The sequence below is a fragment of the Empedobacter sp. ULE_I140 genome (genome assembly GCF_053482575.1).
Genome location: NZ_JBQMTX010000001.1, coordinates 2384738 through 2408048, shown reverse-complemented (window position 1 = coordinate 2408048; position 23311 = coordinate 2384738). Strand labels below are relative to the sequence as shown.

Genomic DNA, 23311 nt, shown 5'->3' with positions numbered 1-23311 from the left:
TTGGTTTGAATTTCTTTTGAAACTAATTCTAAAGTTTTAGGGTGAATGATGGGTCTCGAACCCACGACCTCCGGAACCACAATCCGGCGCTCTAACCAACTGAGCTACAATCACCATTTTTATTGCGAAATTAACTTTTATTTAATCTCTCAATTGGACTGCAAATATAGCCTATTAATCGGTACTTGCAAATAATTTTGACAAAAAAATAAAGGTTTTTTACACCTTTATTTCTAAATTAAAGAATCTAAATTATTTACGCCAATATAACTTCGCGAAATAAATCCTTCTCCACCTTCAGTTCCGATTAATCTTCCTAAATCATATGCACGATATCGGATAGAATCTGTAAAATTCTTCGATGAAATTGGTGTTTGAGGTTCGCTCGAATTTGGATCAAAAAATTGCGTTTTATACGCCATGCAAGCTTCCACTTTTGTATCAACAAAACCAGAAATATCAATTACAAAATGAGGTTCTAAAGGCAACCATTGAATGTAGTGGAAGTGCTTTTTTGGACGCCAAGCTGGTAATCCATTATCAATTTTTGGTAAACCCGATAAGAAAATAGCAGTATTCACTAAATCTGAACCTTTTCCATGATCTGGATGGCGATCGTGAGGTGCATTACTCAAAATAATATCAGGTTGATATTTGCGAATGATTTCGACAATTTTCAATTGATTTTCTTTATCATTCAAGAAAAAACCATCAGGAATTCCAAGATTTTCTCTTACAGCAACTCCCAAAATGTTTTTGGCATCATTTGCTTCTACACGGCGCGTTTCATCAGTACCACGAGTTCCCAATTCTCCTTTTGTTAAATCGAGAATACCAACTGTTTTACCGTTTTTAATTTCTTTTGCAAGTGTTCCTCCACATCCCAATTCTACGTCATCAGGATGAGCTCCAATTGCAAGAATATCTAACTTCATTTACTATTTATTTAACCAATCTATTATTTCTTTTGAATCTGGAGTTACTTTTGATGGATAAGAAGCCTCTAAAGTTCCGTCTTCGTTAATCAAAAATTTCGTAAAATTCCATTTTACATCATTATCAGATTTTCCGTTCAATGATTTTTTTGTTAAGAATTTGAAAATTTCATTTTGATTTTTTCCAATTACATCACTTTTTGACATCAAAGGAAAAGTTACGCCATAATTTAATTTACAAAAACTTGCAATTTCTTCATTGTTGTCAAATTCCTGACCTCCAAAATTGTCTGAAGGAAATCCAACAATAACTAAACCTTGATCTTTATATTATTGATACAATTTTTCTAAAGCATCATATTGAGGTGTGTAACCACATTTTGAAGCTGTGTTAAGAATTAAGATTTTCTTTCCTTTCAAATCCGCGAAATTAAAATCGTCATCATTGATATCTTTGAATGTATAATCGTAAATTTTGTTCACTTTTTGAGGTGTTTTTGTTGTTTGATGAATGGTTTGCTTTTTAGAAACTTTCTTAGTTTCTTGCGCATTACAAGCTATAAATAGCCCTAAAAATCCGATGAATAAATATTTCATTGCGTACTATTTTAAACAAATTTAAAAAAAATGTTATGATTTGTAAGTTAAAGTAGGTTAAAATAAAAAAGCTCATCTTTGGATGAGCTTTTTTATTTTATAATATTTAAAGAAATTAATTTTTTGATTTTACGTGGTAAACTTTGTTTTGGAAATACCAAGCTGCAATAGATAAAACTAACATTGCGACTGCTGTTGCAGGAACCCAGAATGGAATTGGAATTGGATCTCCGGCTGCGTATGAGTGTAATCCAGATAAGTAATAGTTAACGCCAAAATACGTCATAATTACTGTCCAAACAGCCCACATTGCTGCAACATTGAAGGCAAATTTCCCTCTCAATCCTGGAACTAAACGCATATGTAAAACAACTGCATAAACAATTACAGAAACGAAAGCCCAAGTTTCTTTTGGATCCCAAGACCAGTAACGTCCCCAAGATTCGTTTGCCCACATACCTCCTAAGAATGTACCAACGGTAAGTAAGAAAATACCAATTGTTAATGACATTTCAGAAACGTAAGTCATTTCTTTTAGCGAAATTTCAATCTTTTTATTTGGTTTAATCATCATGATAATTAATGAGAAAACTCCTAAAATAGCACTTAATCCAAAGAAACCATAAGATGAAACGATAATCGCAACGTGTACAATTAACCAATATGATTTTAGTACAGGAACAAGTGGTGTAATTTGTGGATCTAACATAGAACCTCCGTGTGCAAATCCCATCATAATTACAGCAACCATAGCTCCTGTTGTTGGAATAAATGCGTTTCGGTTTTTGTATAATAACAATCCAGCTAAAACACTAATCCATGAAATAAATACAATGGCTTCGTAACCATTAGACCAAGGTGCGTGTCCAGTTAAATACCAACGAACACCAAGTCCTGCGGCTTGTACGATAAAGACAATAAATATTAATCCCAAACAAACATTGATAATTCGATGAAGTGCTTTGCTTTCTGAAAATAACTGAATGAAGGATAAAATCATTAAAACTCCACCAACCATACAATAAGCAATCATCACCCAAAAGAAAACGTTGTATTTGTTGTATAACACTTCTATCTCAACTTTTGTTGGAGAAGGCACAACATTTTTACCCCATTTTTGTTGGTATTTATCGATATAATCTACCGCATTATCTGCAGGCGTCCAATTACCATTTTCTAATCCTTTCGAAACCATGTTAAAATAAACACTAATCATTCCAAGTGCCATTGTATCGATTTCTACAGGATTTTCTTGTGTTTGATAAATCCAAGAAGTCCAACGCTCTGAAGGATCATTCTGAACTGGAATTATTTTTAATTGATATCCTTTTGCAGTTTGATCTAAAATATTGAAACGCTCTGTAACCTTAATTACTTCCTCATCAAATTTAGAACGCTCTGAAGGTTTTCTTGAGAATGCCTCGTTATAGGCTTTATCTAATTTAAAACGAGTCGTTTTTGGATCGATCAAATTCATTAAAGATGTGTAACCATCTTCGTTTGCGCTTGTAATTTTCTTTAAACGATCTCCTCCTTTATCTCCAACTTCAATCATCGGAGCATTTACCCAATAAGCAGGGTCTAATTGCAAAGAAATAAACCATTTATTGGCAGATAATCCGTGGAATTTATCTTTTTTATAAACTTTTCTAAGGATTTCTAAAGCTTGTGTATTAAGAGGTTTTATACGTCCTTCGATATCTTGTGTAAGTAAATGACCAAATTTATCAGCGTGTTCGTCAGGAATTTTTACATTCTTCGCTAATTCATCTCCATCAGCCATTTTTGTAGAAAAACTACCAATGTGCTCTGATGAATGAACGTTCCCTTTTTCCGAATCAGTCTGAATTTTTTGATGTCCATTTTTTCCTCCATCAGTAGTACTTGGATTTTGAGCAAATGCTAATCCAGAAAGTAAAAATAATGGAAGTAAAATATTTACTTTTTTGGTATGTAAACTTTTTAATAGAGAGTTTAATTGCGTAAAACGAGTTCCTTTCCAGAATAATGAAACAAACATTCCTCCAAATAATAAGAAGTATCCTAAATAGGTAATGTTAGTCCCCCACCAGTCTTGGTTAACTTGTAAAATAGTTCCGTCTTCCGTTGGAAAATAACTCGATTGGAAGAAACGGTAACCTTTATAATCCATTACATTGTTCATATAAATGTGATGTTTTGTTTCTTTTCCCTCGTCGATAACTGTAATGTTAGATTCGAAAGAAGAAGGATTTGTAGAACCAGGATAACGATCTAAAATAAAGTCATCTAAACGAATGCTAAATGGAACTTTTACTAATTTAGAACCGTAACCTAACGAAATATTCATTCCGTCAATTTGTACATCAGCAGAATAATTTGTGACACCCTTTCCACCAACAATTGTCACTGTATCGCGTTTATCACCAACAATAACTTCGGCTCTAATTGCACCAGGTAGATTCTTTTCTTCTGCTTTAAATTTAGAACCTTGTCTATATAAAACTTCACCTTTGAAAGCCGGATTTGGAACTACAAATTGCGCTCCGTTGATTGTATATAACGAACGTAGTTTTAATGGAGCAGGAACATTAAATTCAACTTTTCCAGCACCTTCTTGCAATTTTTGCATGTCTGTAATTTGTCCAACTTGTTGTCCAGCCATTTGTACATATTCTCCTTCGAAAGGCGATTTGATAACCAAATTTTCTCCTTCTCCAGTAATTTGTACCGCACCATCTTGCGGTCTATTGTACGAAACTAAAGTTCCATTAACACTTTTTATTTCACCATTTCTGATGAAAACAGAATTACGTCCAGCTTGTCCAACTGTCACGATTTCTAAAACATTAATTCCTTCTTTTTTTCTTACAACCGTATCTAAAGCATGAGGTACGTAATCAAAAGTTTTTAATTTAATGACTTTATCTTTGAACTGATATTCACCTTCAAAGTGTCTACGGAACAAAGAACTTGTACTATCTTTTCTGTCAAAATACGTCATATTGTATTGATGATTGTCATACGCCAAACGTTGTGTACCATCATCAACCATCATCTTGAAATAAGATTTGTACGATGTAATTTCGTTACTTGTTCCTCCTTCTGGAATAGGCATTTCACCCTCGAAACTGATGTAACGAGTAATTCCTCCTCCAATAAAAATAAACAAAAATGCTAAGTGGAAAACCAATAAAGGCAATTTTTCCTTTGACCATAATCGGTATCGTTTGATATTCATTAAGAACAAAACGATCAACCAAATCATTAATACCTCAAACCACTTTGCCTCGTAAATAACAGCTTTTGCAGTAGCCGTATCGTAGTCATTTTCAATGAAAGTGGCATAACCCATGGCGATTGCGTAGATGAATAGCAAGACCGTCATGGTTCTGGTAGAAAATAGATATTTTTCTAATTTACTCATTACTTATAATTGATTTACAAAAATAGGTGAGTTTATCAGATAAAGCATTAAAACTTAAATGATTTTTATTAGAATCAATGAGTTAATAGAATGTTAAATATGTTGTGCCAAAATTGATTTTAAATGTTTAAAAAACACACTGTTAATCAGAAATGTTTATAACAAAGTATTTTATTCAAAAATAATTTGTTAAGAAAATATTTAGAAATATCAAAAACATATCTTAAAAGGAACAATTTTTGTTAAAGCTCAATAACCAATTATAATGATATGAAAAAATTAACTCAAATTTTATGTGCTGGAGCTTTCATTTTTGCTTTAGCAAGTTGTCATAACAGCAAGGCTGTTGCATACCAAAAAGATAATGGTACAGGCGGTTATACCGAAGAAAAGGTGAACAATGATACCTATATTGTTAGTTTTGATGGAAACGAATACAATAAAAAAGACAAAACGTTTGACTATGCTTTGTTGAGAGCAGCAGAAATTGGTCAGCGTAATAATTTTGATTATTTTGCAATTTTAAGTACGGTGAACGATAAAGTTTTGGAAAAAAGTAACAGCTATACAAAGTTAGATAATAATGATACGTGGCTGAAAGTACAATATTTCAAAAACAGTAAACCGATAAAATTTCAAACGGTTTATGAACCAGCTGTTGTAATAAAAGATTTGCATAAAAAATATAAAATTAAATAAGAATACAAACCACTCATTTGAGTGGTTTTTTATTTTTGAATAATTTAACATTTTCGATGACACAATGTGGCGTTTTAACTTCTCAACTTTGTATTATGTTCGCATTGATAGATTGTAATAATTTTTACGCCAGTTGCCATCGTGTTTTTCAACCGAAGCTTCTTCATCAGCCAATTGTAGTATTGTCTAATAATGATGGTTGTGTAATTTCGCGTTCTGCCGAAGCAAAGTTAGCTGGAATTCCAATGAGTGCGCCTGCGCATCAATTTCAACGTATTTTTGAACAGAAAAAAATCAAAGTTTTTTCGTCAAATTATCAATTATATGCGGATATGAGCAATCGTGTAATGTCGATTTTATCGTTGTATTCGCCTGATCAGGAAATTTATTCGATAGACGAATGTTTCTTAAAATTGAATGGATTTGATCGTTTTGATTTGAAAAATTACGGATTAGAAATCAAATCTAAAATATATCAATTTACAAAATTGCCAGTTTGTGTAGGAATTGCTCCAACAAAATCCTTGGCGAAATTAGCGAATCATATTGCGAAAAAATTTCCAGAAGTTCATCAAGGGGTTTATATTATTCAGACTCAAGAACAAATCCATAAAGCGTTAAAATGGTTAAATATTGAAGATGTTTGGGGAATTGGTCGACGAATGTCGCGACGTTTGAGAATGATCGGTGTCAATAAAGCGTTGGATTTTGTACAATTAAAAGATGATTTTCTTCGGAAAGAATTTTCGATAGTAGGTTTGCGTTTGAAAAAAGATTTGTTAGGTGAAGCGGTGTTAGATTTAGAAGCGATTTCGGCAAAGAAAAGTATTGCAACGACGCGTAGTTTTGAAGAATATACCAACGATTTTGAATATGTAAAAGAGCGTGTTGCTACTTTTGCGGTTTCGTGTGCAGAGAAACTTCGGAAACAGAATTCTTCTTGCAATTTGGTTACAGTTTTTATTCAGACCAATAATTTTGATAGAAATAAACCACAATATTACCGTACAATTTCGGTCCATTTACCTTACGAATCGAATTCAAGTATAACGTTGTCCAAATTTGCAATTAAAGCGTTTGAGCAAATTTATAAAGATGGTTATGAGTACAAAAAGGCTGGAGTAGTGGTGTCTGGAATTGTTTCGTCAGATCAAAAACAATTATCGCTTTTTGAAGAAGAAAATCCAAATCACCCAGATTTGATGAAAGTCATCGATTTGTTGAACAAAAAATTTGGTGCGGCAAAAATAAAATTAGCTTCGCAAGATTTGAATAAAACGTGGAAAATGCGTCAAAATAATTTATCACCTTGTTATACAACCAAGTGGAAAGATTTGTTGGTGGTGTATTAAACGATAGAAAAAATGAATGGAGAGATAAAAATGTTAGACAAAGAACTCAACCTTTTTGTTATAAATACAGATGGTGAGAAAAAATATATTCCGAATTTTGGTCATGTAAATGCTGGATTTCCTTCACCTGCAGAAGATTTTGTGGACGATAGAATAAGTTTGGACGAACGTTATTTAACGCATCCCGAATCTACTTTTTTGATTGTCGTTGGTGGAGATTCGATGTATCCTGTTTATCAAAAAAATGATATTTTGGTGATTCGGACAGATCTTATTCCGTTGCATCACGATGATATTATTGTTTCTGTTAATAATGAAGATTATACGTTGAAACGCTTTGATAAAATAAACAATAAACTGATTGCGATAAATCTAAATTACAAAGATTGTGTTCAAATACACGAAAATGATGAGGTGGTTATTTTAGGAGTTGTTGGTGTTTTGGTACGAGAAATAACGAATAGAATTTAAATCTTTGTTGTAACTTTTTTATAAAACATGCATCTTAATAGTAAAGATATGATGTTACGAGAAAATTTATTTTATTGTGTTTTGCAGTGATGTTGGTGCAATCTTGTATTACAATTTCAACTGTTTCGAATGTGTCAACGAATGCGTCAAGATATTTGAGTATTGATGGAATTTATAAAACAGAAGGAACAACATATTCAGCAACAAAAGTGATTAGACGAAATAATAATCAAATCGTTTTGGACTTTACACAAATGCAAGGAGAAGTTTATTATTTCTTGAAAACAAATCAAGATATAGAACTTGAATTAGATTATGAAGTGAAACAAAAAAATGGTTTAATGGATTTTTCGATTGTAGATTATACAGGAAAAGAATTAACTCAAATAGGTAGTGCTTCGAAAGGAAAAATGAATAAAAAAGAATCTATTCATTTAGAATCTTATAAAAGTTATAGAATCAATTTTAAAGGAGATGATTTTAAAGGAAAAGTATCTGTTCAGTTAAATAATAAATAAATAAGGTCGAGTTTTACTCGACCTTATTTATTTTATTGAAATGCTCCAATTGTAGGAGTTGTTCCTCGAGGTTGTCCGTTATAATCTAACGGATATTGTTGCGCAAAAGATATTTTTCCTTTCCCTTTAGCAGGTGATTCATTTTTCACAGCTAATTTATTTGCGAAATAATTTGTATTCTCAAACATCGGATCTAACGTAATACTTGCCAAGAAATTTGGCGCAGTTGTCACATTTAATACTGAAGTATCCGCATTGTGAATAACATTGGTGTCAAATAAATAATTGAAAGCCGCACCATCTTTTTTATCCAATAAAATAGCATTTGGCGTGCGTTCATTATATATAATACAATTTCCGAACGTTGCTTTTGTCAAAGCCGAAACATTTTTATCATTGTTTTCGTTACTCAAGAAAAGCGAATAAGCTGGACCAGCACTTGTCGCAAAATTGTAATAATTGGCAAAAGTAGAATGATAAAATTCGTACGAACCACCATATTCTATTGCTAAAGTTGCCAAATTACTATTATTCATCACCAAGTTGTAACCTGTAATTGTAGCGTTTGTTGCTAAAATTCCATACGATTGATTATTAACAATTTTAGCATTACTAATATCTAATTTCGAATTATTTACGTGTAAACCAGTATCTGCACCAATAATTTTTGCATAATTGATTTTTGATGTACTATTTGGAGCTAGTTCGATTTTGTTCCATTGATCAGGAATCGAATCGTATTTATTATCATGACGAGCTGAACGAAATTTCACTTCTTCATTCAAAGCTCCATTTACAGTAAGTTTTGCATTGTTTCCAACTGTTAAACTTGCTCCTTTTTTGAAATAAACTTTTGCACCTTTATCAATTGTTAAATCACTTGTAATAGTTAAATTTCCGTCAATTACTTGGGCTTCGTCCATATTCCAATTTGCAGAAGAAATTGTAGCATCTTTTGTATGAATTTTAGCTTTTTCTATCCAAGAAAGTAACTTGATTTTTTTAGAAGAATTGGTTGTTTTAAAGTTAATTTCGTCATCGTAAAGCGGATTAAGAGGCGCTTCTTGAGCATTTACTTCAACAAAAATAAATAAACTATCCTTTTTGCGAATCGGCACATTTTCGAAACTTGTTCCTGCTTTTCCGTCTACATTTATATTGAAAAATGAATTATTTCCACGTGTCAAATATATTTTTGGAATCACGCGATCATCATTCTCAGGATTATAAATTTTAAGCAGATAGGTTTCAGATTTAGAGAAATTATATACGGTATCTACGGAAACGGTATCTTTGCTAAAGCGCAATTCAGAACTAATTGGATCATAGTCAAAATCATCGCGACAAGATTGAAAACCAATCAAAGAAGCAATACCAAGTCCGGCGATTAATGTTTTTACGTTCATAAAATTATGATTCATTATATAAGTTTAAACAGCAAATAATAGGTTTTATTGTAGATGGACAAAGATAAAAAATAGATTTTTATGAATAGATTCACCAAAAATATTTGTACGAATTACTAAAATGTTTATATTTGCACCACGAAAAATGTGTACAAGAAGTGCAGGTTTAATTTTAAGAAGCCCATTACACTCGAAATTAAATTTGCTTAATGTATTGTTTTAAATGTTTTTTCAATAAAATTGATTGTAACATTCTGTAAATAATATTATCTTTGCACTCCAATAAAGTTAACAAAGAAGATTAAAAAAATGAAAAAAGATATCCACCCAACAAATTACCGTTTGGTAGCATTCAAAGATATGTCTAACGAAGATGTGTTCATCACAAAATCTTGTGCTGATACTAAAGATACATTAGTTGTTGACGGAGTAGAGTACCCATTAATCAAAATGGAGATTTCTTCTACATCTCACCCATTTTACACAGGTAAAACTAAATTGGTTGATACTGCAGGACGTATCGACAAATTCAGAAGCAAATACGCTAAAAAAGGATAAGAATAGGCAACTATTTGCAATCTTTAAAATATATCAAAAACCTACAAGAATTTCTTGTAGGTTTTTTTAGTTTAATCAGGTTTTAATTATAAATTTGTAACGTTATATTAACACAAAAAATAGTTAACTCACATGTCTTTATTCGACAATACACAGTTTGCTTTCGAATCGAAATCAGATAAAGATTTAAAGAAAGCGTATTACTTATACAAGTTAATCGGAAGCCCCGCATTGACAAGTTTTGGAACTAAGTTTTTTAATTTACCATTTGCGGTAGATATCCCATTCGTAAAACCTGTAATTCGTGAAACAATCTACAAACAATTTGTAGGAGGAGAAACGGCAGAACAAGGTGTGGTTGTCGCAAATGAATTATTTAAATATCACGTAAGTTCTATTTTAGATTATTCTATCGAAGGATTAACAGAAGAAAAACAATTTGACGAAGTTCGTGACGTTATGTTACACTTGGTTGATTTAGCAAAATCTAATCAATCAATTCCATTTGTAGTATTTAAACCAACTGCATTTGGTCGAATCGAATTATTTGAAAAAGTAGGGAAGAAACAAACGTTAACTGCAGAAGAAGAAAAATCTTGGGCTAATATTCGTCAACGTTTCGAGGCAGTATGTCAAAAAGGATATGATTTGGATGTTAATATCATGGTAGATGCAGAAGAAACTTGGATGCAAGGTTCTGCAGATGATTTGACTGACGAAATGATGGTGAAATATAACACAAAACGTGCATTAGTTTGGAATACGTTGCAAATGTATCGTCATGATCGTTTGGCTTATTTGAAAGAAATGCATGCAAAAGCAGAGCGCGAAGGATATTTCTTAGGATTCAAAATTGTGCGTGGAGCATATATGGAGAAAGAGCGTGCACGTGCGCAAGCCGAAGGTTATCCATCTCCAATTCAACCAAACAAAGAAGCTTCGGATAGAGATTATAATCTAGCGTTAGAATTTATTGCTTCTCATCACGAGCGTTTTGGTTTATTCGCAGGTTCGCACAACGAAGAAAGTTGCGAATTGTTAATCAAATTGATGAACGAAAACGGAATTGAGAAAAATAATCCAAATTTCTGGTTTGGACAATTATTTGGAATGAGTGATAATATTTCATTCAACTTGGCGCATTTAGGATACAATATTGCAAAATATTTACCTTACGGGCCAATCAAAGAAGTAATGCCTTACTTGGTTCGTCGAGCACAAGAAAACACTTCTGTTGCAGGACAAACAGGACGCGAATTGATGCTGATTGAAAAAGAATTAGAGCGTCGTAAAAAATCGAAATAATCGTATTTTATATAAAGCAAAAATCCACTCAATTTGAGTGGATTTTTTGATTAATTATTATTTTTCTTGATTCTAATCTTGCCTTTATGTTCATGATACATCATACAAGTTGCTTTATTTTCTAACTCTTTGCATGTTTTTTCAAAATCATAAATAACACTCACGGTTTCACCTTCTTTTTTGTCTGAAAATATTTCATTGTTACAAACCAAATAATCCTCTTTGTCATCAACACGAATGTAAGTTCCTGTACAATCTCTCACAATCGTTCCAGTAAATAATCGATCGTGTTTAATACTTGTACTGCAAGAAGATAGGGCTAAGGTAAGGAGAGTAGTTAATGAGAAAAGTAGTTTCATATTTTGATAAATTAATAATCATAAATATAAAGTTTTTTATAGTGTAAATAAATAGAGTTTAACTATATTTTAAAAACTTTTTTTATTAAAATTTAGAATAACCAACATCATCGAATCTTGTAAGGAAGTCACTTGATGAATAACTTTTGGAGGAAGAATATATTCGTCAAATTCTTTTAAATTGACAATCTCAATTTTTGAATCAATTTCTATTTCACCTTTCAGCATTAAAATTTTTGCATTTACAGGTAATTGATGATCGATTAATTTCAAACTTTTTTTTAGTCCAAAAGCAACAACACGCGTATCATCATTTCTGAAAATGATTTTTATAATTGGTTTTTCCGATTCCGAAATCTGATCTAAAATGGCATGTAACATAATGATAGTTTTTGAATTCTCTTAAAATTAGTATTAATTCTTCAAACTATCTGAAAATGAAATATTAATAATTTGTGAAATTTTAAGCAATTGTAATCTTCATTCTTAACACAAAAAAATGTTTAACTTGCGTTTTTAATCATATAAAATGACAACGAATTATTTTGCCGAAATTATTTTACCACTTTCATTAAATGGAACATTTACATACCATCTTTCTGAAATTGATTTACAGCAAATTAAAGTTGGTCAGCGTGTTTCCGTGCCTTTCGGAACGCAAAAATTATATACAGGAATTGTACATTCTATTCATCAAAATGCGCCAGAATTATACAAAACAAAGGCGATTCATGCTTTTTTGGATGATGAACCTTTGGTGACGCAAACGCAAATTAATTTTTGGGAATGGATGGCGAATTATTATATGTGTTCACTGGGCGATGTTTTTCGAAATGCTTTTCCTTCTGCATTAAAATTAGAATCTCAAACTTTTGTTCGATTAATTAATCCAAATTATGAAACAATTGAAGAGCTAAATGATTATGAATTCTTAGTTTTTGAAGCGTTGAAATTGCGTGAAATCATTTCAGTTGAAGAAGCAGCTTTAATTGTAGACGAGAAATCAGCAATTCCAACACTTAAATTATTAATTGATAAAGGAATTATTCGGTTAGATGAAAAACTGAACGAAAAATATACGCCAAAAATTGATAATTATGTCCGATTACATCCAGATTTAAAAGGAAATGAAACTGCCTTTATCGAGATTTTAAATCAATTAAATAAAGCACCAAAACAGCGCGAAACCTTGTTGCAATTGATTACGTTAGAAACGCAATCGCAAGAAAAACCGCTAAAAGTTGCAGATTTTATAAAACAAGGTGCGACAAATGCTGTACTTAAATCTTTAGCAGAAAAAGGAGCAGTTGAAATTTATCAACATCAAACTTCTCGTGTAGATGAAGATGAGAAAGAAGTTGCTGAAATTGCTGAATTGACCTTGAAACAAATTGCAGCTTTAAATCAAATTAAAGAAGATTTTAAGGATAAATCAACCGTTTTATTACATGGTGTAACATCAAGTGGAAAGACAGAAATTTATCTAAAATTGATGGAACAAGTAATTGCGAAAGGAAATAAAGTGTTGTACTTATTACCAGAAATTTCTGTGACAACTCAAATTGTTCATCGAATCAAAAAACATTTTGGAGAAAGAGTAGGAGTTTATCATTCGAAATTCAATCAAAATGAACGTGTAGAATTGTGGCAGAAAACCTTGAATGGCGATTTTGATATTATCATTGGTCCACGAACAGCGTTGTATTTGCCTTTTGATAATTTAGGAATGATTATCGTGGATGAAGAGCACGAATCTTCTTATAAACAAATGGATGTAAAACCATTTTTTCATGCGCGCGATATGGCGATGTTGCTTGGAGGAATGATGAATGCGAAGGTTTTATTAGGTTCAGCGACACCTTCGGCTGAAAGTTATTATAATGCGAAAAATAAAAAATATGGTTATGTCGAATTAACTGAACGTTTTGGGAGTATAAAATTGCCCGAAATTAATTTGATTGACCTCAAAAAAGCGCAAAAGGAAAAAGAAATTACAGAAGATATTTCGCATACACTTCGTGATGAAATTTTCAATCAATTGCATCAAAAAAAGCAAGTCATTTTATTTCAGAATCGTCGTGGATATGCGCCAATTATGGAATGTAATACGTGTGGTCATACGCCCGAATGTCCAAATTGTGATGTCAGTTTAACATATCATAAATTCTCGAATCAACTAAAATGTCATTATTGTGGTTATGCACAAGCAAAACCTTTGCGTTGCCCGAGTTGTGGTTCGTACGAATTGAATACAAAAGGTTTGGGAACAGAACAGATAGAACAGCAAGTTCAAACAATTTTTCCTGAAGCAAAAGTTCGAAGAATGGATGTCGATTCGATGCGAGGGAAATTTGCGTACGAAAAATTGATCGAAGATTTTGAGAACAAAGAAATTGATATTTTAATTGGAACGCAAATGATTACAAAAGGTTTTGATTTTGGAAATGTTAATTTTGTTGGTGTTATTCGAGCAGATTCTTTGTTAAATTTTCCTGATTTTAGAGCGCACGAAAAAGCGTTTCAATTGTTAACGCAAGTTTCTGGTCGTGCAGGTCGTCGTCAAGAACAAGGAAAAGTATTGATTCAATCTTTTCAGCCAGAACATCAGATTTTGCAAAATGTCACAACCTACAGTTATGCACCAACGATGAAAGATATTTTGTATGAGCGAAAAGAATTTTTGTATCCTCCTTATTCACGGTTAATCAAGTTGCGTTTCAAGCATAAAAATAAAGAGCGTTTGGATAAAACGGCGGCTCAATTAGTCGTTTTGCTTAAACCAAGTTTTGATGCAAAATGTTTACTTGGTCCAGAAACGCCTTCGATTGGAAGAATCAATAATTTATATATTACAGATGTGATGATTAAAATTAGACCAAATCAATCACCTCAAAAAGTAAAAGATTTAATTCAAGCAAAAATAGATCAATTGCATACAATTGCAGCTTTTCGTTCGGTACGAATTGATGTTGATGTTGATCCAGTTTAAAATAAAAACCTCCCAAAAGTTAACTTTTGGGAGGTTTTCTTGTTAAGATTCTAAACTTCTTAAATATTGTTGTTGCAAAGATCTACGTCTGCCTTTCATAAATAAGAAAAGGTTTAGCATCAACATTATTCCTAAATAAATGGCGAAACTACCAATTTTTGTACTTAATTTTACAATCAAATCTTCGGTTGTTGCGATAGAAGTCATGTAAACAATTAGCATGGCAAAACCGATATTCAAAAGATAAAAACCAATTTTGAATAATGAATTTGTTGCGCTTGCAATATCTTCTTTTTGATGGAAAATATCGTACATAAATATTTTTCCATTTTTGAATAAAACGTTAGAAACTGCGATTGTCATTAATATTGCCACTGGTAAGTAAACCAAATATGCAATTAGATTGTAATTTGTCATAATTTGCTGTGTTTAAGTGTTTATTTTTTTGCTTTTTCTTGCGATATAAATAATTGATAAATTAATAAAATGTAATATTCCGAGGATTAATAATATAAATCCAATTTTGTAGGACAATGAAGAAAACATGATGGTAATGGAGTCAACTTGTTCCCAGTTTTGTAAACTTATTGCCGAAAAACCTAAATTGACCAAATAGTATCCAATCAATAAAAGATTATTAATCGATTGACAAACAGAATGATTATCGATTAAGTTTGTCAAGTACACAAAACCAATTTTATACACTTTCCAACCAATAAAAATGGTGATGTAGAAAGTAATAATCAGATAAATGATATACGAAATAATATTATACATATTGAATTTTCAATAATTTTTGAAATTTGTGATTCAAAAAAATACGAATTGATTATTTTATCAAATTCGTGATTTTTCCTACCAACCAATGCTCATCAGATTTGATAGCAAGGTCCATTATATTATTGATTTTTGTCGAAACAGAAGATAAATCTTGTAATAATTTTGCAAATTCTTTTGCATCATCAGATTGATCGTCGATGTTTTTTAATGATTCTAAAAAATCAATTACCGGCTCTATTTCACGCTTTCTGCGTTCTTTTGTAATTTGTTTGAATAAATACCAAACATCTTTATCGGCAACAAAATATTCTTTACGTTCTCCTTTTATCAATTCTTTTCTTACAATTCCCCAATCCATCAAAGCACGCAAATTCATATTTGCATTTCCGCGAGAAATTTGTAATTCCTCCATAATTTGATCTGTAGAAATAGGTTCATTATACGTTAATAATAATGCATGAACTTGTGCCATAGTACGATTTATTCCCCAGTTAACAGCGAAAGTTCCCCAAGTTTGAACAAATTTTTCTTTTGATTCTTCTAATTTCATTGCAATTATTATTTACACAAATATATATAAATTTCTATACTTTCAAAAATTATTGAAAATTAATTTTGAAAAATATTTTAGCGCTATTTATAAGATAAATCTTAAACTTGCTTGTAACATTTTTCTTATAATTTCGACTTATCTGTTATCTTTATTGAAATTTACAACAATCTATGATATCTATTCGAGATTTAAATAAATCCTACATAATGGGAAAAAACAAACTTCACGTACTCAAAGGAATTAACCTTGAGATTACGGAAGGCGAATTTGTTGCGATTATGGGATCTTCGGGTTCGGGGAAATCAACTTTATTGAATATCATTGGAATGTTGGACGAGCATGATACAGGTATTTATGAATTGGACGGTGTTAGAATTGAGAAGTTAAACGAAACTAAAGCGGCTAATTATCGAAACAAATTTTTAGGATTTATTTTTCAATCTTATAATTTAATTAGTTTCAAAAATGTATTAGAAAATGTAGCGTTACCGTTGTATTATCAAAAAGTAAAACGATCGGATCGAAATAAAATAGCGCTTAGTTATCTGGAAAGAGTGGGGTTGGAGCCTTGGGCTACTCATATGCCAAATGAACTTTCGGGTGGACAAAAACAACGTGTTGCAATTGCGCGTGCATTGGCTGCAAAACCAAAATTGTTATTGGCGGATGAGCCTACAGGAGCGCTGGATACAAAGACTTCGCAAGAAGTAATGCACCTGATTCAAGAAATTAATGACGAAGGTAAAACAATTGTAATGGTGACGCATGAAGATGATATTGCAAATATGTGTAAACGTATTGTTCGTCTTAAAGATGGTGTAATTGTAAGTGACGAAAAAGTAGAACAAGTAAGAGTTTAATGATTTTCGAATCTCAAACTTCGTAAATCATAAATCAAAGAATCTTAAATATAAAATATGTTTGATACAGACCGTTGGAGCGAAATATGGTCGTCCATTGCAAGTAATAAATTGCGTACAGCATTGTCGGGTTTGACAATCGCTTTGGCGCTTTTTGTGTTTATTACATTGTATGGATTGGGAAATGGTTTGCAGAACGGGTTTCAACAAGAATTTTTCAAAGCAAATTCATTAAATATTACCGTTAACGGAGGTACAACAACAGAACCTTACAATGGTTTCAAACAAGGACGTACAATTGAATTGGATGTAAAAGATTTTGATTTTATTAAACATTCTTTTCCAGATGAAATAAAATCGATTGTAAGTACAATTTCGAAAAGTGATACGATTAGAAATGAAGCTAATTCAGGAAGTTATTCAATTACTGGAGTTTATCCAGAATATGAATCAATGATTAATGAAAATGTAACGCTTGGTCGATTTATCAATAAAAAAGATATGGAGAATCAGTCCAAATCAATTGTTATTGGACGATTGGTTGCGCAAGATTTTTTTCCAAATCAGATTGCGATTGGTAAGTATTTGCAATTAGGTTCAAGTATGTATCAAGTGGTTGGTGTTTTCGAAAGTAAAGATGGTGGTGATAATGCCGAGCGTGCTTTGTATGCACCTTTTACAACGTTTAGAACGATTTATGCTACAGATAAAGTATCATCGATTATTGTAACACCAAAAGATGGAATGGCTTTGGCTGACATTTCTAAACTTGCAAATGCAATTGAATATAATATAAAAGGTCGACATAATGTTGCACCTTCTGATTATGGTGGAATTTGGGTGCGAAATGCGGCTGATGCAATGGAAGATACCAATCAATTTTTCTTGATTCTGACAATTATTGTATTTGTAATTGGTGGAGGAAGTTTGATTGCAGGAATCGTAAGTATCGGAAATATTATGGTGTTTAGTGTAAAAGAGCGTACCAAAGAAATTGGTATTCGAAAAGCTTTAGGCGCAACACCAGCCAATGTTTTGGGACTGATTTTACAAGAAGCAATTATGATTACAATTATTTTCGGAGCAATAGGAATTGCTTTAGCGGCACTTGTTGTAGAAAATATTGGAGATAGCTTAGAAGAATATTTTATTTATAATCCAGGTGTAGAAACTAATTCGTTGGTAATGGCTTGTATTATTTTATTTGTTGCAGGAACAGTTTCTGGATTAATTCCAGCTTTGAATGCAGCACGTATTAAACCTATTGATGCTTTAAGAGACGAATAATGAACTTTATAAAATTTGTTTTTGATCCAGATGCTTGGAGCGAAGTCTACGCGGCGATTCGCAAAAATAAATTGCGCACTATTTTGACAATGATTGGTGTTGCATGGGGAATGTTCTTATTTGTATTATTGTTAGGAGTAACACGCGGTTTGCAAAATGGTTTTGACCGTAATTTGGCAAATGCCGCAACCAATTCATTATTTGTTTGGGGAGGGACAACATCGATGCCATATCAAGGATTTCAAAAAGGTCGCACAATTGAATTGAAAATGAGTGATGTTCGTCAAATTCAGGCTCGTTTTCCTCAAATTTCGTTGTTAGCTCCTCGAAACTCGAAACCAAATTCAATATTAACTTACGGAACAAAATATAATTTTTACACGGTTAATGGAGATTATCCAGATCAAAACCGAATGTTTGGGAAAGATATTATTCAAGGTCGTTTTATCAATGAAGATGATATCAAAACTGAATCGAAAGTTTGTGTAATTGGAATTGAAGTTGCCGAACAATTTTTTGGTGATAAACCGAAACCTTTAGGGAAAGAAATCAGAATTAGCGATAGTTATTATACAATTGTCGGCGTTTACGACACACCTTCTTCGCCTGTAGAGAGTAAAGATCAAGTGTTTATTCCGTTTACAACATTTCAAAAAATATACAATCAAGGAGAAACGATTCAATATTTAAGTTTGAGTTTACCTAATAATTATGATATTGTAGCATTCGAAAAAGAATTAAAAACATATCTGAAACAGATTAAAAATATTTCTCCAGATGACGACCAAGGAATTGGAGGTTTTAATTTAGGTGAAATGCTTGGGAAGATTATGAAATTCGTAAAAGGGATGCAGTTCCTAGCGATTGTTGTAGGAGGGATGACATTGTTTTCCGGGGTTATTGCGATTGCAAGTATATTATTGATTACAGTTTCAGAACGTACAAAAGAATTTGGAATTCGAAGAGCATTAGGTGCAATTCCTGCTCAAATTCGAGGACAAATTTTGTTAGAATCAGTAGTTTTAACATTAATTGCAGGTTTAGGCGGAATTATTTTTGCAGCACTTTTACTAATGGTTCTCAACGAAATTATCATTCCATCAAATAAAAACATACCTTTATATAATGCGTCAATCGATTTGTTTACACTTTTTACAGCTTTAGCAGTGATGGTGATTATGGCAACTTTAGCGGGATTGATTCCTGCTCAACGAGCAATTCAAATCAAACCTATTGATGCTTTGAGAGATGAATAACTAAAACTTAACAGATATAAAAGAATGAAAAAAATTCTAAAGATTTTGATGATTGTCGTTTTTATCGGTGCTGTAATCGGTGTGATTGTGTATTTCGGTAAAAAGAATAGCCAAGACAATGAAGTTTATGAAACGACAACGCCTTTTATGGGAAATATCGAGGTGAAAGCTGTTGCAACTGGTGAAGTAAAACCGTTGGAAACAATTGAAATTAAGCCAAATATTTCGGGTGTTATAAAATCGATTAATGTTGCAGAAGGACAATATGTAGAGCGTGGTCAGTTGATTTGTGAACTGAAAGTTGTTCCAAATGTTCAGTCGTTAAATGCAGCTCGTCAGTCTATTCAAGCGGCTCAAATTACGGTCGATCAAGAACGTCGTAATTTCAATCGAACATCAACTTTATATAATCAAGGTGTTTTGCCTCGTGCAGATTATGACAATGCAAATGCGACATATAAGTCAGCTCAACAACAATTAAAAGCTGCCGAAAACGATTACAAAGTTGCGCAAACGGGTATTGCTCCTGGTTTGGAAGCTTATGCAACAACACGTATTACAGCAACTACTTCGGGAATGATTTTAGATATTCCTGTTGAGGTTGGGAATATGGTGCAAGAGATTAATAATTTCTCTACAGGTACTACTATTGCTACGATGGCTGATGTTAAGAAAATGATTTTCCAAGGAAAAGTTGACGAAGCTGAGGTTGGTAAATTAAAAGAAGGAATGAAAATTAATGTATCGATTGGTGCAATTCCGAACAAAACTTTTACAGCGATTCTTGATTTTATTTCGCCTCAAGGAGTTGCAACGAATGGAGTAGTTCAGTTCGAGATTAAAGCACCAGTTCAATTAGATTCAGATAACTTTATTCGTGCGGGATATTCTGCAAATGCTGAGGTTGTAACGCAGGAAGCAAAAAATGTATTGTTGGTAAAATCAGCGCATGTTCGTTACGACGAAAACCAAAAACCATATGTTGAGATTCTTACTTCTGGTAAAGGACAAGATGCAAAATACGAAAAGAAATACATCACTCTTGGAATTACAGACGGAGTGAATGTTCAAGTAAAATCTGGCTTGAAAAAAACAGATAAAATCAAAATTTGGAATACCGATTTGGAAAAAGATAAAAACGGTAACGGTCCACATTAATAAGATACAAAAGGAGAATAAAGCGTTCTCCTTTTTTTGATTCTGTCACTCCGATTTTATCAAAAAGCTTTTTTATAGAAACTTAATTATGATGTCATCAGCATCGTATCCATTATATTATTAACTATACTGAATAACTCATTCTCGCTTTGCGACAATTCCTCCCGAATAGTTAACTCAAAAGTATCCATTTTACTTTTCTTTTTGGTAAGAAAAGCAAAACGTCTAATCATTTTATGAAGTTAAAAGGCATTCTTGAGTAATTAACAAGTTTAATTTTCCTGTCGTTTCGAGCTTGTCGAGAAATCTATCCCGTTATAATTTAGTTTTTAAAAAGAGCTTTTCTCGTCAAAAATCTAATATCTCAGTTCTCATATCTAAACATTTCAAAAAATATTTTCCATTGTACCAATAACTTAAGGAAAGAATGTAAAATAAAAGTAAAGTATGTTTGGAAAAACGAATAATCCAGCCGTATATTTGCAATCCCAATACGAAAGACGAGTAGTATTGTAGTTGACATAAGGACTTATATAGCGACAAAAATTATTTAAAAATAAATTTGCGAGTTTAGAAATAAGCATTACCTTTGCAATCCGATTCAGAAAGGGGGGGGTGGGAGTAAAAGTAAGAATTGACTTATTGAAATAAAAGCTTTAAAATTTATCAAAATAAAATTTGTTAGTTAAAAAAATAAGTATTACCTTTGCAACCGCAAATACCGAGAGGGTTTGCTAAGATGAGAAGTTCATTTGAAATTATAAAATATACAGAAGAAAAAAATAGCCGAATAAAACGAAGTCAATCCTTTAATAATAGAGCTATAGGAAATTCGAAGTTGTAAAAACATAGGTAGCAATACCAAAAGAAAAATTACAATGGAGAGTTTGATCCTGGCTCAGGATGAACGCTAGCGGGAGGCTTAACACATGCAAGCCGAGGGGTATAGTTCTTTCGGGAACTAGAGACCGGCGCACGGGTGCGTAACGCGTATGCAACTTGCCCTACTGAAAAGGATAGCCCTTCGAAAGGAGGATTAATACTTTATAACAGATTTAATGGCATCATTAGATTTTGAAAGATTTATCGCAGTAGGATAGGCATGCGTAAGATTAGTTAGTTGGTGAGGTAACGGCTCACCAAGACGATGATCTTTAGGGGGCCTGAGAGGGTGAACCCCCACACTGGTACTGAGACACGGACCAGACTCCTACGGGAGGCAGCAGTGAGGAATATTGGACAATGGGTGGAAGCCTGATCCAGCCATCCCGCGTGTAGGATGACGGCCTTATGGGTTGTAAACTACTTTTATCTGGGGATAAACCTACTTACGTGTAAGTAGCTGAAGGTACCAGAAGAATAAGCACCGGCTAACTCCGTGCCAGCAGCCGCGGTAATACGGAGGGTGCAAGCGTTATCCGGATTTATTGGGTTTAAAGGGTCCGTAGGCGGATTAATCAGTCAGTGGTGAAATCTCATAGCTTAACTATGAAACTGCCATTGATACTGTTAGTCTTGAGTGATGTTGAAGTTGCTGGAATGTGTAGTGTAGCGGTGAAATGCTTAGATATTACGCAGAACACCAATTGCGAAGGCAGGTGACTAAACATTAACTGACGCTGATGGACGAAAGCGTGGGGAGCGAACAGGATTAGATACCCTGGTAGTCCACGCCGTAAACGATGGATACTTGCTGTTGGGCTTTCGGGTTCAGTGGCTAAGCGAAAGTTATAAGTATCCCACCTGGGGAGTACGTTCGCAAGAATGAAACTCAAAGGAATTGACGGGGGCCCGCACAAGCGGTGGAGCATGTGGTTTAATTCGATGATACGCGAGGAACCTTACCAAGGCTTAAATGCAATTTGACAGAACTAGAAATAGTTTTTTCTTCGGACAGAATGCAAGGTGCTGCATGGCTGTCGTCAGCTCGTGCCGTGAGGTGTTAGGTTAAGTCCTGCAACGAGCGCAACCCCTATCATTAGTTGCCAGCGTTTAAAGACGGGGACTCTAATGAGACTGCCGGTGCAAACCGCGAGGAAGGTGGGGACGACGTCAAGTCATCACGGCCCTTACGTCTTGGGCTACACACGTGCTACAATGGTAAGTACAGAGGGCAGCTACTTGGCAACAAGATGCGAATCTCAAAAACTTATCTCAGTTCGGATTGGAGTCTGCAACTCGACTCTATGAAGCTGGAATCGCTAGTAATCGCATATCAGCCATGATGCGGTGAATACGTTCCCGGGCCTTGTACACACCGCCCGTCAAGCCATGGAAGCTGGGGGTACCTGAAGTCGGTGACCGTAATAGGAGCTGCCTAGGGTAAAACTGGTAACTAGGGCTAAGTCGTAACAAGGTAGCCGTACCGGAAGGTGCGGCTGGAACATCTCATATTTAGAGAACGACGAATTTTCTTCTATTGTAAGAAGATTGATTTTGATTCGGCTTTTTATTCTGTAGTATTTAATATATAGTTAGAGATAGAGGTTAAGATAAAGTAAAAGATTAAGGAATAAAAACTTATTACTTATAACTTAAGACTTACAACTAACAAAAGACCACTCTTTAAGAGTATTAAAGAGTCTCATAGCTCAGCTGGTTAGAGCGCTACACTGATAATGTAGAGGTCGGCAGTTCGAGTCTGCCTGAGACTACTAAAAACGAATTTCGGTTAACGAATTTCGAAATACGACAAAGAGGGGGATTAGCTCAGCTGGCTAGAGCGCTTGCCTTGCACGCAAGAGGTCATCGGTTCGACTCCGATATTCTCCACGAAGCGATAAACGAATCTCGAAGTTCGAAATTCGTCTAAAGCAGAAGAG

The 23311-nt window shown here is 33.3% G+C and carries 19 protein-coding genes, 3 tRNA genes, 1 rRNA gene and 1 pseudogene; 14 read left to right on the top strand and 10 right to left on the bottom strand.

Features of this window, described 5'->3' with window-relative positions; genetic code table 11:
• Positions 1-39 precede the first annotated feature (39 nt).
• The 4 genes and pseudogenes from ACTS9J_RS11470 to ccsA all read right to left on the bottom strand — a co-directional run bounded on the left by ACTS9J_RS11470 (position 40) and on the right by ccsA (position 4938).
• A tRNA-His gene (locus tag ACTS9J_RS11470) sits at positions 40-115 on the bottom strand.
• Positions 116-233: 118 nt separating this feature from the next.
• Positions 234-935: a bacillithiol biosynthesis deacetylase BshB1 gene (gene bshB1 / locus ACTS9J_RS11465; RefSeq protein WP_125349099.1), complete on the bottom strand. Its 702-nt coding sequence runs from the start codon at positions 933-935 to the stop codon at positions 234-236.
• A 3-nt stretch (positions 936-938) separates the two neighbouring features.
• Positions 939-1532, bottom strand: a pseudogene (locus tag ACTS9J_RS11460) (glutathione peroxidase).
• A gap of 115 nt (positions 1533-1647) precedes the next feature.
• Positions 1648-4938 (bottom strand): cytochrome c biogenesis protein, encoded by a 3291-nt coding sequence (gene ccsA / locus ACTS9J_RS11455; RefSeq protein ID WP_125349100.1) that lies wholly within the window; start codon positions 4936-4938, stop codon positions 1648-1650.
• A 270-nt stretch (positions 4939-5208) separates the two neighbouring features.
• Here ccsA and ACTS9J_RS11450 point away from each other — a divergent pair, with 270 nt between their 5' ends.
• The 4 genes from ACTS9J_RS11450 (at position 5209) to ACTS9J_RS11435 (ending at position 7978) form a co-directional block, all read left to right on the top strand.
• Entirely contained in the window at positions 5209-5637 is a 429-nt protein-coding gene (locus ACTS9J_RS11450; RefSeq protein ID WP_180906237.1) for a CC0125/CC1285 family lipoprotein, read from the top strand.
• A gap of 17 nt (positions 5638-5654) precedes the next feature.
• Positions 5655-6989 carry a Y-family DNA polymerase gene (locus ACTS9J_RS11445; RefSeq protein WP_448353260.1) on the top strand — a complete coding sequence of 445 codons (1335 nt, stop codon included), beginning with the start codon at positions 5655-5657 and terminating at the stop codon, positions 6987-6989.
• 12 nt (positions 6990-7001) lie between these two features.
• The gene (locus ACTS9J_RS11440) at positions 7002-7460 is read left to right on the top strand and encodes a LexA family protein (protein ID WP_115001214.1); all 459 of its coding nucleotides are present in this window, start codon (positions 7002-7004) and stop codon (positions 7458-7460) included.
• Between the two features lie 89 nt (positions 7461-7549).
• The gene (locus tag ACTS9J_RS11435) at positions 7550-7978 is read left to right on the top strand and encodes a hypothetical protein (protein WP_448353259.1); all 429 of its coding nucleotides are present in this window, start codon (positions 7550-7552) and stop codon (positions 7976-7978) included.
• A 32-nt stretch (positions 7979-8010) separates the two neighbouring features.
• Here the strand turns inward: ACTS9J_RS11435 and ACTS9J_RS11430 are convergent, their stop codons facing one another.
• Complete coding sequence (locus tag ACTS9J_RS11430; protein ID WP_257468169.1) at positions 8011-9399, bottom strand: hypothetical protein; 1389 nt, start codon at positions 9397-9399, stop codon at positions 8011-8013.
• Between the two features lie 294 nt (positions 9400-9693).
• Between ACTS9J_RS11430 and ACTS9J_RS11425 the strand changes: the two genes are divergently transcribed.
• Both ACTS9J_RS11425 and ACTS9J_RS11420 read left to right on the top strand, forming a co-directional pair.
• The gene (locus ACTS9J_RS11425) at positions 9694-9942 is read left to right on the top strand and encodes a type B 50S ribosomal protein L31 (protein ID WP_038335685.1); all 249 of its coding nucleotides are present in this window, start codon (positions 9694-9696) and stop codon (positions 9940-9942) included.
• 132 nt (positions 9943-10074) lie between these two features.
• Positions 10075-11247: a proline dehydrogenase family protein gene (locus ACTS9J_RS11420; protein ID WP_115001213.1), complete on the top strand. Its 1173-nt coding sequence runs from the start codon at positions 10075-10077 to the stop codon at positions 11245-11247.
• 50 nt (positions 11248-11297) lie between these two features.
• Here ACTS9J_RS11420 and ACTS9J_RS11415 read toward each other — a convergent pair whose 3' ends face one another.
• Together ACTS9J_RS11415 and ACTS9J_RS11410 are read right to left on the bottom strand one after the other, a co-directional pair.
• A complete protein-coding gene (locus ACTS9J_RS11415) occupies positions 11298-11606 on the bottom strand; it encodes a hypothetical protein (protein WP_115001211.1) in 309 nt (102 codons plus the stop codon).
• 69 nt (positions 11607-11675) lie between these two features.
• Positions 11676-11987, bottom strand: a complete 312-nt coding sequence (locus tag ACTS9J_RS11410) for a hypothetical protein (RefSeq protein ID WP_115001209.1) — start codon at positions 11985-11987, stop codon at positions 11676-11678.
• 148 nt (positions 11988-12135) lie between these two features.
• Between ACTS9J_RS11410 and priA the strand changes: the two genes are divergently transcribed.
• A complete protein-coding gene (gene priA, locus ACTS9J_RS11405) occupies positions 12136-14595 on the top strand; it encodes a replication restart helicase PriA (RefSeq protein ID WP_286496372.1) in 2460 nt (819 codons plus the stop codon).
• Between the two features lie 42 nt (positions 14596-14637).
• Here the strand turns inward: priA and ACTS9J_RS11400 are convergent, their stop codons facing one another.
• The 3 genes from ACTS9J_RS11400 to ACTS9J_RS11390 are packed head-to-tail and all read right to left on the bottom strand — an operon-like array spanning position 14638 to position 15925.
• On the bottom strand, positions 14638-15012 hold the full coding sequence (locus ACTS9J_RS11400; RefSeq protein WP_125349102.1) for a hypothetical protein: 375 nt from the start codon (positions 15010-15012) through the stop codon (positions 14638-14640).
• A 12-nt stretch (positions 15013-15024) separates the two neighbouring features.
• A complete protein-coding gene (locus tag ACTS9J_RS11395) occupies positions 15025-15372 on the bottom strand; it encodes a hypothetical protein (protein WP_115001203.1) in 348 nt (115 codons plus the stop codon).
• Between the two features lie 52 nt (positions 15373-15424).
• The gene (locus tag ACTS9J_RS11390) at positions 15425-15925 is read right to left on the bottom strand and encodes a GbsR/MarR family transcriptional regulator (RefSeq protein WP_038335692.1); all 501 of its coding nucleotides are present in this window, start codon (positions 15923-15925) and stop codon (positions 15425-15427) included.
• Positions 15926-16098: 173 nt separating this feature from the next.
• On the opposite strand from ACTS9J_RS11390, the gene ACTS9J_RS11385 reads away from it, so the two are divergent.
• From ACTS9J_RS11385 to ACTS9J_RS11355, 7 genes are all read left to right on the top strand, one after another.
• On the top strand, positions 16099-16788 hold the full coding sequence (locus ACTS9J_RS11385; RefSeq protein WP_038335693.1) for an ABC transporter ATP-binding protein: 690 nt from the start codon (positions 16099-16101) through the stop codon (positions 16786-16788).
• A 57-nt stretch (positions 16789-16845) separates the two neighbouring features.
• On the top strand, positions 16846-18075 hold the full coding sequence (locus tag ACTS9J_RS11380) for an ABC transporter permease (RefSeq protein WP_038335694.1): 1230 nt from the start codon (positions 16846-16848) through the stop codon (positions 18073-18075).
• The gene (locus ACTS9J_RS11375; RefSeq protein WP_038335695.1) at positions 18075-19331 is read left to right on the top strand and encodes an ABC transporter permease; all 1257 of its coding nucleotides are present in this window, start codon (positions 18075-18077) and stop codon (positions 19329-19331) included. Before ACTS9J_RS11380 ends, ACTS9J_RS11375 begins: the two co-directional genes overlap by 1 nt.
• 24 nt (positions 19332-19355) lie before the next feature.
• On the top strand, positions 19356-20489 hold the full coding sequence (locus ACTS9J_RS11370; RefSeq protein ID WP_291061751.1) for an efflux RND transporter periplasmic adaptor subunit: 1134 nt from the start codon (positions 19356-19358) through the stop codon (positions 20487-20489).
• Positions 20490-21364: 875 nt separating this feature from the next.
• Positions 21365-22883 (top strand): 16S ribosomal RNA (locus ACTS9J_RS11365).
• 186 nt (positions 22884-23069) lie between these two features.
• A tRNA-Ile gene (locus tag ACTS9J_RS11360) sits at positions 23070-23143 on the top strand.
• A 44-nt stretch (positions 23144-23187) separates the two neighbouring features.
• Positions 23188-23261, top strand: a tRNA-Ala gene (locus ACTS9J_RS11355).
• The last annotated feature ends 50 nt before the right edge of the window (positions 23262-23311 follow it).